We start from the raw sequence: 11,187 nt of genomic DNA, 5'->3' as shown, positions 1-11,187 counted from the left end.
TGGACAGTCAGGCGCGCAGCCCCCGGTCGAAAGCGGCGACCAGGAAAGCGATCAGATTCTCCGCCAGCTTGCCCGGATCCTCACCGCCGTCGATGTCGGCGGGCTCAAGACCCGGCGCCCTGGTCAGTGCTTGCGACTGGTGCAGCGCCAGCAGTCCGAGCATGTTCACATAGCCGAACGCCACCGACTCCGGCGCCGCCCGGGGCAACGCGATCTGCAGCGCGGCCAGGTACCGCGCCTCGACCGGATCGGACTCGGCCGCGTACAGCTCGCGGATCCGCTGGCTCGGGTCGAACGCGACCCGGCCGATGAACCGGGCCACCACCGGACCGCGCTCGCCGCGGCGCAGCACCAGGTCGAGGCCGGGCTCGATGAAGGCCCGGATGAGTTGCTCCGCGGACGGATCCCCCTTGGCCTCCAGCTGGTCCAGCCGACGCCGGCGCTCGGTGTTGACCGGCGCCATCGCGCGCGCCACCGCCGCGCGCAGCAGCGCTTCCTTCGAGCCGAAGTGATAGTTCACCGCGGCGATATTTGCGGCCGCGGCGACAGTGATCGCGCGCAGCGAGGTTCCTTCGTAACCACCCTCGCCGAACCTCTGCTCGGCGATGTTGAGCAGCCTTTCCCGGGTTGATTCCACGGGTGTTTCCACAGAGTTCTCCTTCCCCCCGGCCACTGCTCGCTCAGGCACCCCACCTGCTCACGCGCCGTAGCCTGGAGTCAGCATAGTTCAAACGGACGTTTGAATGAGAGTGCTCGGAGCAGTAAATCTGAAAAGAACCTCAGAAATCACGGGAATCCCCGCTATCCGGCGCGCAAACAGCGGGGACTAGGGTCCTTCGTCATGACATCCACGCGGATTTCGCCGCGCTTCCGGGGCCCGGCTCAGTCAGGCAATGGTGGTTATGTCGCAGGTCTCGTCGGTACTGCGCTGGCAGCGGTGACCACCGCGGACACAGTCCCGCGGGTGCGTCTGCTGGTGCCGCCGCCGATGGAGACCGACCTGGAACTGCTGGTCGAGTCGACCGGCGCCAAGCTGACCAGCGCGGCCGGTGTCGTCGCCGAAGCGGTTCCGGTGGACGCGGACGCCTTGGCTGATTGCACTGTCGACGGGGTTGCTCCAGAGGAGGCGCTGGCAGCGGAGGCGCAGTACAGGGGGCTGGCCGATCACCCCTTCCCCGGCTGCTTCGTCTGCGGTCCCGAGAACGCCGAGGGACTGCAGCTGAAGCCGGGCCCGCTAGGTGATGGCCGGACGGCGTGTATCTGGCTGCCGGCCGCGAACCTGGCTGCCGCTGACGGACTGATCGACCCGGTCTTCCTCTGGTCTGCCCTCGACTGCCCGGGTGGCTGGGCGATCGACCTGGAAGGCCGCCCATCGGTGCTCGGCCAGATGTCGGCCTCCATCGATGCCCGCCCGCAACCCGGCGAGCCCTGCGTGGTGATGGGCCGGGTGCTGTCCGAGGACGGCCGCAAGACCCACACCGCCAGCACCCTCTACGACTCCGACGGCCGAGTGCTGGCCCGCGCCAAGCACACCTGGATCCTGGTCGACCCAGCTGACTTCAACTAGCGAGCACGGGCCGCATGGGCGCGCACCTTGGCCCGGTTGCCGCAGGTGGCCATCGAGCACCAGCGGCGGCGCCCCCTGGGATCCAGGAACAACCAGCCGCAGTTGTCACCGGGGCAGAGCCGGATGTGGTCTCTGGCAGTGCCGGTGAGCAGCTCCGAGGCCAGTAGCGCCAGCTGGTCCAGCGGCAGGCCCAGGTCTTCCGGGAGCTCCCAGGAGGCCCGGACCCCGATCCCCTCAGCCGGTACTGCGCTGAGCTGCCGGCGTGCGGTGGCACGGGCCACCGCACGCGCGACTGCGTCGAACGAACCGGTGGCCGCCTCATCTGTCAGTACGTCGTACAGGTCGGCTCGGAACTCCTTGGCCGCGTCCAGCCGACGGGTGGCGTCCGTCGGCCGGCCCGAGGCCTGCTCGATCAGCCGGAAGACGCTCGCGTCGGAGAGCAGCCCGACGTACCCGTTCCAGATCACGAACGCCTCGTACGACGTGAGCCACTCGCTGGCCGCCGGGCCGCGGCCGTCGAACTCGGACCGGGTGTTGAGGAAGTCCAGGACCGGATCGGCGCCGACCGGTTTGGGCAGCACGACGCCCTGGACCAACTCGAGATGGGACGAGAGCGCGGACAACGGTCAGCGCGGGGTGGTCGTGGCCGGGGTCGGGACCGGGATGCTCACGTTGCCGTTCTGCGGGATCACCATGAACTGGATCTTGCCCGATTCGATCGCGGATTTCAGCAGGTAGCCGTTCGCCCCGAGCATCGCGACCTGCTGCTTGACCGACTGCAGTTCGACGTTGACCTGCTCGTTCTTCTGCACCTGGGCCTGCCGGGCCAGGTCGGCGCGCTGCTTGGCCTCCAGCCCGTCGATGATGCCCTTGTCCAGCGGGGTCGGCTTCTGGATCGTGAAGGACAGCTCGCCGCAGCCGTTGGAGCCGTTGTAGGACGGGCCGCAGAAGTAGTCGCCGCCGACGGCGGCCGGCAGCAGCCGGGTGAACTCCTTGGCCGCGGCGGTCTGGAAGGCCGCCTTCTTGGCCTCGTTGTTGTAGAGCTCGGCCCAGTTGTAGTTGGTGCCGACGGCGGCCAGCGCGCGGTCGATCTGCGGCCGGAAGTAGGACTGCAGCATGGCGTTCCAGCCGCGGTCCTCGTAGGCCTCGGTCTTCAGCCCGATCCGCTCGTGGAAGGACTGGATCACGGCCTTGTCCCGGTTCAGCGTGAAGTACACCTGGACCCGGACGCCGAGCCGGACGTTGTCCTTGCTGACCACGGTGACCTCGTCGGCGTTCTCGGTGTCCGCGCCGGCGCCGCCGATGATGTACGACCGCTGGTCGATCGGGTAGGCGTAGACGGTGTCGCCGGGGCCGATCATCTTGTTCGTCGAGCCGGGCGTGATGATCGACTTGAACTTCTTGTCCTCGATCACACCGCCGCCGTAGTGCAGGCCGATCTTGTTCGCGTCGGTGCTGGCGAAGTTGAAGATGTTGAACAAGATGATCACCAGCACGACGATCGCGATCGCGATGCCGATCACTTTGCCCTTGGCGCCGCCCCCGGCGGTCTTGATCGCGGTCGCGTTCCCCAGCTTGGCCATCAGCCCTCGAGCTCCTTGCGTTCGGTGAGTCGCCGGATGTCGGCGAGTGTCAGATCGGCGGTGAGCGCGACGTCGCGCGGTACCGACGGATGCGAGCTGAGCGTACGCAGCCCCTGCTCCGCAGCCGCGACCGCCTTCTCGAGCGACCGGACCTCCTGCAGCAGCGCTTTGGTTTCGCTGTTCAGCTCGGCCACGGTCTGCTCGGCGAGGGCAGCCCGGCGATACGACGACCAGGCGAACCAGACGGTTCCGGCCAGCATGATGAGGACGGGTAATCCGAGCCTGAAGACCATGACCGGATTGGACCACACGGCCGCGTTCATCTGTCGGCGAAAACCGGTTGAACGGGTGGTTGTCGCGACGTAGGTTCTGAGTACACGCGAAGGGAGGTGGTCCAACGCATGAATTGCAATCGGACTCGTGAGGTGATGGCGGGCTGAGTCCCGTCGGCCACTTTTTCAGTGGTGGGCATGTGGCTAGCCAGTACGACGCCAGTCACCGGGCCCGCAGGTAGTCAGGAAAGTCTGCCTGACCCTTGGTTCGACCACCCGGTCGTGTCCCAGGAAGTGCCTGCGGGTCTTTTTTATTGCCCAGGCAGTGGGCAGTCGAGCCCGAGCGCCTCGCCGATCTCGAACAGCTGCGCCTGGAAATAGGCGCCGGCGTCGGTGAGCGCCCAGTGCAACTGCCCGAAGACCTCCATGCAGATCAGCCCGTAGAGCCGCGTCCAGTAGGTCAGCGACAGGTAGACGGCGCCGGGCGGCATCCCGTCGAAGAAGTCCGACTTCTGGCACAGCTGCGCGATCAGCTCCGGTCCGAGCTGCTCGTCGGACGGATGCGGGAACGGCCGCTGCCGGTAGACCTCCGCGACCAGGTCCTTGAAGACCGCCCCGAACCGCATCGCCGCCTGGTGACCAGGCGTCAGGTCGTGGTCGTCGGCGTCCGGGTTGGGCACGGGTGCGCCGAAGAGCAGTCCGAACTCGGCCGGATGACCGAGGGCCCAGTCGCGCAGTCCGCCGGCCACCAGGAACAGCTTGTCGCCGAGCTCGGCGGCCGGGTCGCCGTCGCGCAATGCGATCAGGAAGTCGGTGAGTTCGTCGTACAGGTCGGCGACCAGGGTGGAGATCAGGTCCTCGTGGCTGCCGAAGTACCGGTAGAGCGCGGGGGCGCTGAGGCCGAGTTCGCGGGCGACCGCGCGCAGGCCGACGGCGGACACGCCGCCCTCGACCAGCAGCTTGCGCGCCGCGGCCTTGATCTCGGCGACCGTGGCGGCCCGTTGCCGGTCCCGCCTGGTCTCCCCCGTTGTCAGATCCACAGGTTCCTCTCCTTGACAGGCAGACCCTAGAGCAGCTTAAAGTTTACACCGTTAACTGTTAACGGTGTTCACTTCAGCGACCACTGTTCAATGTACCGCCCGCGGGAGGGCCCACGTGTTCGAGACACTCGGCAGATTCACCTACCGGCGGCGCCGCCTGGTGCTGGCGCTGACCGGCGTCTTCGTGGCCGCCGCCCTCGCCTGGGGCACCGGCGTCTTCGGCTCGCTCGCGAACGGCGGCTTCGAGGCGCCGGACACCGAGGCGTACCGCGCGGTCCGGACGATCGAGCAGACCGTCGGGCGGACCGGCACCGACGTGATCGTGCTCTACCGCAGCGATTCGCAGACCACCGCCGATCCGGACTTCCGGCAGAGCGTCGAGGGACACCTGAGCGGGCTGCCGGCCGGCGAGGTGCTTCGCACGGCGACGTTCTGGAGCACCAAGTCGCCCGCTTTCGTCTCCAAGGACCAGCACTCGACGTACGCCGTACTGACGCTGGCGGGGGCCGATCCCGAGGAGCGGCTGGCAACCTTCCACCAGATCGCCTCGCAGGTCAGGACCGCACCGGCCGGGCTGGACGTGAAGGTCGGCGGCGAGGTGGCCGTCTTCGACGAGGTGAACACCCAGACCGAGCACGACATCGTCCAGGCCGAGTCGATCTCACTGCCGATCGTGCTGGTCCTGCTGGTGGTGGTCTTCGGTGGTCTGGTCGCGGCCAGCCTGCCGTTGTTCGTCGGCGCGCTGGCGATCCTCGGGGCCTTCGTCGTACTGCGCGCGCTGACCACCTTCACCGACGTCTCGGTCTTCTCGATCAACATCGTCACGATGATCGGCCTCGGGCTGGCGATCGACTACGCGCTGTTCATCGTCACCCGGTTCCGCGAACAACTTGCACTAGGCAACGATGTCGAGACCGCCCTGTCGGTGACGATGAGCACGGCCGGCCGGACCGTGGCGTTCTCCGGGGTCACCGTCGGGGTCGCGATCTCCAGCCTGGTGCTGTTCCCGGTGATGTTCCTGCGCTCGATGGCGTACGGCGGCGCGGCCGCGGTGCTGGTCGCGATGATCGCCGCGCTGACCGCGCTGCCTGCTCTGCTGGCCGTGCTGGGCCATCGGGTCAACAGCTTGCGGCTTCCGTTCCTGAAGCGCGGCGGCGGTCTCGGGTCCAGTGAGCACGGCGCTTGGTACAAGCTCGCGCACAGCGTGATGCGCCGCCCGATCCGGTACGTCGTCGTCCTGGTCCCGCTGCTGCTCGTCCTCGGCATCCCCTTCCTGCAGGCGCAGTTGGGTGGTGTGGACCATCGGGCCCTCCCCTCCGGCGCCGACAGCCGCACGGTCACCGAGGTGCTGCAGAGCGACTTCGCGGGGGCGGGCGGTTCCGACGTACTGATCTCGGCTCGGACCTCGTCGCCCGAGGCACTGACGCCTTATCTTGCTGAGCTTCGGCAGGTGAAGGATGTTGCCGAGGTGCATGTCGGTGGCTTCAAGGATGGTGTCGCGTCGGTCGTGGTCCACACGAACTACACGTCGCAGGAGCTGCCGGCCAGGGATGTGGTTACCGGCGTACGCGCGATCCAGCCGCCGGCCGGGGTGACCGTCGAGGCCGGTGGTGACACCGCTGCGCTGGTCGATCTGCTGCAGGTACTGCGGGAGCGGGTGCCGTGGATGGCCGGGTTCATCATCCTGGTGACGTTCATCCTGCTGTTCGTTGCCTTCGGCTCCGTGGTGTTGCCGGCCAAGGCGTTGCTGATGAACGTGCTGTCGCTGTCGGCCTCGTTCGGCGCGATGGTGTGGATCTTCCAGGACGGCCACCTGTCGGGGCTGCTCGACTTCACACCGGCCGGATTCCTCGACGCGACCAACCCGGTGCTGCTGTTCGCGGTGCTGTTCGGGCTGTCGATGGACTACGAGGTGTTCCTGCTCAGCCGGATCCGGGAGGAGTACGACCGCACCGGCGACAACAGCCAGGCGGTCGCGCTCGGCCTGCAGCGCACCGGCGGGATCATCACCAGCGCCGCGCTGCTGCTGATCATCGTGGTGGGCGCGTTCGCCACCTCGGGGATCGTGTTCGTGAAGATGATCGGGATCGGCCTGGTGATCGCGATCGCCATCGACGCGACCGTGGTCCGCGCGCTGCTGGTGCCGGCCACGATGCGGTTGCTCGGTCGCGCCAACTGGTGGGCTCCCGCGCCGCTGGCCAAGTGGTGGGAGCGGCACGGCTTCCGGGAGACCGGGCCTGCCGTGGAGGAGCCGGTCGAGGACCGTGAGCTGACCCGGGCCTAGCGCTGCAGCGCTAGGGCTGCAGGCGCTGCAGTTGCCAGATGTCTCCCGACCGCTTGTACTGCAGGCGGTCGTGGAGACGCCCGGTGCGGCCCTGCCAGAACTCGAACGCCACCGGCTCGATCCGGTAGCCGCCCCAGAAGTAGGGGGTGGAGATCTCGGTGCCCTCCGGCCACTGCCGCTCGTACGACGAGTACTGCAGGTCGAGCTCCTCGCGGGAGTCCACCGGCTGGCTCTGCTGGGAGGCCCAAGCGCCGAGCTGGGAACCACGCGGGCGGGAGGCGAAGTACGCGTCGACCTCGTCGGTCGGCAGCTTGCTCGCGACGCCCTCGACCCGGACCTGGCGCTCCATCGCGTGCCACGGGAAGACGAGCGCGCAGGCCGGGTTGGCGGCCAGGTCGTCGGCCTTGCGGGACTGCTGGTTGGTGTAGAAGACGAGGCCGCGCTCGTCGAGGCCCTTCAGCAGCACGGTCCGCGCCGAGGGCTTGCCGTCGGCGTCGACCGTGGCGAGCACCATCGCGTTGGGCTCGTGCAGACCGGCCTCGGTCGCCTGGGCCAGCCAGACCCCGAACTGCTGCACCGGATCGGCGTTCACCTGATCCTCGAGCAACTCGCCCAGGCCGTACGTCTCCCGCATCTCTCCAAGGTCCACGGGACTGAGCCTAGTAGGACCGCAACCTCCTCCGGACAGCGCGCCAGGCGGTGGTGCGGGCCAGGCGTCGTACGGTCGGGTTGCGGCGGAGGCGGGTCGGCAGGGGGCTCTGGCGGGGTATCGGTCTCGGGGCAGGGGTGGGTGCCGGCTGGGTGATGTGCTGGTTGACCTCGGCGAGGTGGTCGTCGAAGACTGCTCGCCAGAGGAGCTGGTGCAGGGGCAGTTCATCGGCTGCGGTCGTGTGGCCTGCCAGGGATGACTTCCAGAGGTGCTGGATCGCTGCGGGGTCGAAGTCTCCGGAGGTGTCCGCTTTGAGTAGTTGGGCGATCAGGTCGCGGTCTGGGGCCTCGCCGAGTCGTTTGACCTGTGGTGCTTTGCGGGGTCCGGCTGGCTGCGGTGTGAAGAACGGGAGGTCGGCCCACTGCGGTACCAGCTCCTTGATGAGGGCCCGGTGCAGCTCGTTGCCCAACCGCTGCGGCGCGGTCAGCGAGAACGCGCCTCGGATGAAGGCGGGGATGAGCAGCGGCGAGACCACCCCGGTCCGCTCGCCTGCGGTCCCCCAGCGCCGGAGCCGCTCAACCACGTAGAAGTAGTCGAGCATTTTGGCGTTCTCGAGGCCGCCTTGGATCGCCTCGCGGAACACTCGCTGGATCTGTTCCGTCACTGCGTCCTTGGCTACCGACGATGGGCCGCTGGCGGGGACGAGCCTCGCCTGCAGCCGTTCGGTGAAGGCCGCGAGCTTCGTCTCCAGTGAGTGCTGGTCGAGCGCCAGCACGTCCCGTGGGTAGAAGTGGCCGTGGGCGACCTCGCTGCCGGCGCCGCCGATCACCAGGTGCGAGACACCGGCCAGGCCGTCCGGCGGGTTGTGGAACAGGTAGCTGGCCGGACGCAGGCCTTCGCCGTACCGGTGCCAGCGTCTGATCCGGGCGACCACCTCAGGCGTAGGCACCGGCTTGGCTGCCGCGCGGCGGGTGATGGCGTGATCCACCTTGTAGGGAAGGGCTTCCACCAACTGCTCTGCTACCGCCAGCTCCCCCGGTACTGCGTCGTAGCTGTTGAGCTTAAGGTCTACTCCGGCTGACAGGAACGCAGCGGCAACTACCCGCGAATCCCTGCCCCCGCTGAGATCCACGGTCGGAGTACCGGGCCACAGCTTGCTCACCGAGCGGGCTATCCCTCGCAGGTCCTCCGCGGTCTCCTCGACCAGCCGTGGCGACAACTCCCCGGCACTGGGACCCGACCAGATGCTGGTGGCATCGATCTTGGAGACGGTACGCCGGTTGCGACGGCCCTCGATCACGATGCGAGTGGCGCCGGGCACTGTCAGCACCCGGTCGTACGGGGTGGTGTCGCCCATGAACCAGCCGCAGCCGGCGGCGTACTGCCAACCCCTGCTCGCGGCGGCGACGGGGACATCAGCGAAGAGGCAGGCGGCGACTGGGCGATTGCTCCACACCCAGCCGTCCGCAGTACGGAGTTGGAAGAGTCTACCGAGGCCTATCGAGTCGGTGAAGAGGTCCAGTCGTTCGTCGGCTGGGTTGAGCACCGAGAGCATGAAGGGAGGAGCCAGCTCCAGCATGCGAGCCGGGGATGTGAGCACTGCTCGCGCTAGTGGCGTGGCGGCCCGCTGCGGCGCCAGGTCGCCGACGATCGACTGGTAGCCGAGCGGAACGTACAGGCTGGCGACACAGAGCTGGTCGTCGTCACGCCAGGCAGGCCAGCGGTTGCTGGGCTCTCGGCGGCTCCAGTTGTGCAGGCCGACGGTTCCGGCGTCGCAGCCGTCGCGTCTGGCTTGTCCTTCCCAGAGCTCGCCGTAGTACGCCTCGACGCGCCGTACCCCGGCCGCTGCCCGCTCCGGACCGGCGAAGCGGTCGAAGGCGTAGGCGACAACTGTTTCCATGCCCTGCCAGATGCGGCCAGGGCCGGGAAAGTTATTCCGGCGGGCGGCTCGGGAAGGTCTGCCCGGGGTACTGCGGCGGCTGCTGCGCGGGGTACTGGGTCGGGTACTGCGGCGACTGCTGGGCTGGGTGCTGAGCGGGGTGCTGGGTGGAGTACTGCCCGTAGGGCAACGAGTCCTGGGCGCGGGACCGGCCGGCCTTGCCGTCGGAGAGCACCCGGGAGATGCCGAGCACCAGCAGGAGCGTGCCGATGAACAGGATCGAGCCGTCCCAAGCGATATAGCCCCGGTACCGCGTGCCCGGGACCTCGAAGATCTTGGTGAGATCGACCGCCTGCCGGATCGGCAGCAACTGGATCGCGAGCGAGACGGCCGTCAGCAGCAGCCCTGCGCCGACCAGAGCCCCACCGGCGATCGTCCGGATCGACAGCAACAGGCCGAGCCCGGCCGCCACCGCCAGGATCAGCACCACCCAGGGCAGGCTTCCGGTCAGGTCGTCGTCGAAGACCATGGTCCGGCGCAGCAACCTGCTCCCGGCGTGCGACACCACCATGGTCGCGAGCCAGCCGGAGACCAGACCGATCACGACGCCGAGCGGGACATTCGTTTTACCAGCCATGCGATCGAGCGTAATCGCCGAACCGGTCACAGATCTGTCCGTGTGGCGAGGCGGAGAACTATGCTGCCTGAGCGCCTACGTCGGACAAAGGAGTCAGCAGGGTATGTCAGATCCCAAGACCGAAGTTCAGCACGGCCTCGAGGGCGTCGTCGCCTTCGACACCCAGATCGCCGAACCGGACAAGGAAGGTTCGGCGCTTCGCTACCGCGGCGTGGACATCGAGGATCTGGTCGGCCGGGTGCCGTTCGAGAACGTCTGGGGTCTGCTCGTCGACGGCGCCTTCACCCCGGGCCTGCCGCCTGCTGAGCCGTTCCCGCTCCCCGTGCACACTGGTGATGTCCGGGTCGACGTCCAGTCCGCGCTGGCCATGCTCGCCCCGGCCTGGGGTCTGCGCCAGCTCTACGACATCGACGACGTCCAGGCGCGCGACGACCTGTCCCGCGCGGCCGTGATGGCGCTGTCGTACGTCGCCCAGGCAGCTCGCGGTACCGGGCAGCCGATGGTGCCGCAGCGTGAGGTGGACAAGGCCAGCACGATCACCGAACGGTTCATGATCCGCTGGCGCGGCGAGCCCGACCCCAAGCACGTCAAGGCGGTCGACGCCTACTGGACCTCCGCCGCCGAGCACGGCATGAACGCGTCCACCTTCACCGCCCGGGTGATCGCCTCCACCGGCGCCGATGTCGCGGCGGCCCTGTCGGGTGCCGTCGGCGCGATGTCCGGTCCGCTGCACGGTGGCGCGCCGGCCCGGGTGCTGACGATGATCGAGGGCGTCGAGAAGAGCGGCGACGCGCGCTCGTACGTGAAGGGGCTGCTGGACGCCGGCGAGCGCCTGATGGGCTTCGGGCACCGCGTGTACCGGGCCGAGGACCCCCGGGCGCGGGTGCTTCGGCGTACGGCGCAGGAGCTGGACGCCCCGCGGTACGAGGTCGCCCAGGCGCTGGAGCAGGCCGCGCTGACCGAGCTGCGCGAGCGCCGGCCGGACCGGGTGCTGGAGACCAACGTCGAGTTCTGGGCCGCGATCGTGCTGGACTTCGCCGAGGTCCCGCCGCCGATGTTCACCTCGATGTTCACCTGCGCCCGGACCGCGGGCTGGAGCGCGCACGTGCTGGAGCAGAAGCGCACCGGGCGGCTGATCCGGCCATCCGCGATCTACTCCGGGCCGGCGTCCCGCCCGGCGACCGAGATCGAGGGCTGGAACGAGAAGTGGGCCTGAGCAACCTCAAGTAATGCATTGCAAGCGAGCCGCTGGTACGAAGCTTGTGCCGGCGGCTCG

At 68.4% G+C, this 11,187-nt stretch carries 11 protein-coding genes; 3 read left to right on the top strand and 8 right to left on the bottom strand.

All coding sequences use genetic code 11. The features are described from left to right. Window positions 1-7: 7 nt before the first annotated feature. Window positions 8-649 carry a TetR family transcriptional regulator gene (locus tag AB0P21_RS19980; RefSeq protein ID WP_363698577.1) on the bottom strand — a complete coding sequence of 214 codons (642 nt, stop codon included), beginning with the start codon at window positions 647-649 and terminating at the stop codon, window positions 8-10. A gap of 192 nt (window positions 650-841) precedes the next feature. Between AB0P21_RS19980 and AB0P21_RS19975 the strand changes: the two genes are divergently transcribed. Further along, entirely contained in the window at window positions 842-1,567 is a 726-nt protein-coding gene (locus tag AB0P21_RS19975) for a hypothetical protein (RefSeq protein ID WP_363698576.1), read from the top strand. Here AB0P21_RS19975 and AB0P21_RS19970 read toward each other — a convergent pair. From AB0P21_RS19970 to AB0P21_RS19955, 4 genes are all read right to left on the bottom strand, one after another. Then, window positions 1,564-2,163, bottom strand: coding sequence for a CGNR zinc finger domain-containing protein (locus tag AB0P21_RS19970; RefSeq protein ID WP_363698574.1), 600 nt, complete (start codon window positions 2,161-2,163; stop codon window positions 1,564-1,566). The genes AB0P21_RS19975 and AB0P21_RS19970 overlap by 4 nt on opposite strands. 30 nt (window positions 2,164-2,193) lie before the next feature. Beyond that, a complete protein-coding gene (locus AB0P21_RS19965) occupies window positions 2,194-3,150 on the bottom strand; it encodes an SPFH domain-containing protein (protein WP_363698572.1) in 957 nt (318 codons plus the stop codon). Further along, window positions 3,150-3,443, bottom strand: a complete 294-nt coding sequence (locus AB0P21_RS19960) for a hypothetical protein (RefSeq protein ID WP_363698571.1) — start codon at window positions 3,441-3,443, stop codon at window positions 3,150-3,152. Before AB0P21_RS19960 ends, AB0P21_RS19965 begins: the two co-directional genes overlap by 1 nt. A gap of 290 nt (window positions 3,444-3,733) precedes the next feature. Continuing rightward, window positions 3,734-4,462, bottom strand: coding sequence for a TetR/AcrR family transcriptional regulator (locus AB0P21_RS19955; protein WP_363698570.1), 729 nt, complete (start codon window positions 4,460-4,462; stop codon window positions 3,734-3,736). 115 nt (window positions 4,463-4,577) lie between these two features. On the opposite strand from AB0P21_RS19955, the gene AB0P21_RS19950 reads away from it, so the two are divergent. After that, window positions 4,578-6,746 carry an MMPL family transporter gene (locus AB0P21_RS19950; protein ID WP_363698568.1) on the top strand — a complete coding sequence of 723 codons (2,169 nt, stop codon included), beginning with the start codon at window positions 4,578-4,580 and terminating at the stop codon, window positions 6,744-6,746. A 10-nt stretch (window positions 6,747-6,756) separates the two neighbouring features. On the opposite strand, the gene pdxH is transcribed toward AB0P21_RS19950, so the two are convergent. Genes pdxH through AB0P21_RS19935 form a run of 3 tightly spaced genes read right to left on the bottom strand, consistent with a single transcriptional unit; the run spans window position 6,757 to window position 9,911 of the window. Next, on the bottom strand, window positions 6,757-7,395 hold the full coding sequence (gene pdxH, locus AB0P21_RS19945; RefSeq protein ID WP_363698567.1) for a pyridoxamine 5'-phosphate oxidase: 639 nt from the start codon (window positions 7,393-7,395) through the stop codon (window positions 6,757-6,759). Window positions 7,396-7,405: 10 nt separating this feature from the next. After that, window positions 7,406-9,295, bottom strand: a complete 1,890-nt coding sequence (locus AB0P21_RS19940; RefSeq protein WP_363698566.1) for a hypothetical protein — start codon at window positions 9,293-9,295, stop codon at window positions 7,406-7,408. Between the two features lie 31 nt (window positions 9,296-9,326). Then, window positions 9,327-9,911 (bottom strand): hypothetical protein, encoded by a 585-nt coding sequence (locus tag AB0P21_RS19935; RefSeq protein ID WP_363698565.1) that lies wholly within the window; start codon window positions 9,909-9,911, stop codon window positions 9,327-9,329. A gap of 103 nt (window positions 9,912-10,014) precedes the next feature. Between AB0P21_RS19935 and AB0P21_RS19930 the strand changes: the two genes are divergently transcribed. After that, window positions 10,015-11,127, top strand: coding sequence for a citrate synthase 2 (locus AB0P21_RS19930; RefSeq protein ID WP_363698564.1), 1,113 nt, complete (start codon window positions 10,015-10,017; stop codon window positions 11,125-11,127). The last annotated feature ends 60 nt before the right edge of the window (window positions 11,128-11,187 follow it).

The sequence above is a fragment of the Kribbella sp. NPDC056861 genome, from assembly GCF_040687575.1.
Lineage (GTDB): Bacteria > Actinomycetota > Actinomycetes > Propionibacteriales > Kribbellaceae > Kribbella.
This window is presented reverse-complemented; position numbering and strand designations above follow the sequence as displayed.

Excerpts from the sequence above, each read along its gene's own strand:
- AB0P21_RS19935 (WP_363698565.1), bottom strand. The coding sequence starts at position 9,911 with ATGGCTGGTAAAACGAATGTCCCGCTCGGCGTCGTGATCGGTCTGGTC.
- AB0P21_RS19940 (WP_363698566.1), bottom strand. The coding sequence starts at position 9,295 with ATGGAAACAGTTGTCGCCTACGCCTTCGACCGCTTCGCCGGTCCGGAG.
- AB0P21_RS19965 (WP_363698572.1), bottom strand. The coding sequence starts at position 3,150 with ATGGCCAAGCTGGGGAACGCGACCGCGATCAAGACCGCCGGGGGCGGC.
- AB0P21_RS19930 (WP_363698564.1), top strand. The coding sequence starts at position 10,015 with ATGTCAGATCCCAAGACCGAAGTTCAGCACGGCCTCGAGGGCGTCGTC.
- AB0P21_RS19975 (WP_363698576.1), top strand. The coding sequence starts at position 842 with ATGACATCCACGCGGATTTCGCCGCGCTTCCGGGGCCCGGCTCAGTCA.
- AB0P21_RS19960 (WP_363698571.1), bottom strand. The coding sequence starts at position 3,443 with ATGGTCTTCAGGCTCGGATTACCCGTCCTCATCATGCTGGCCGGAACC.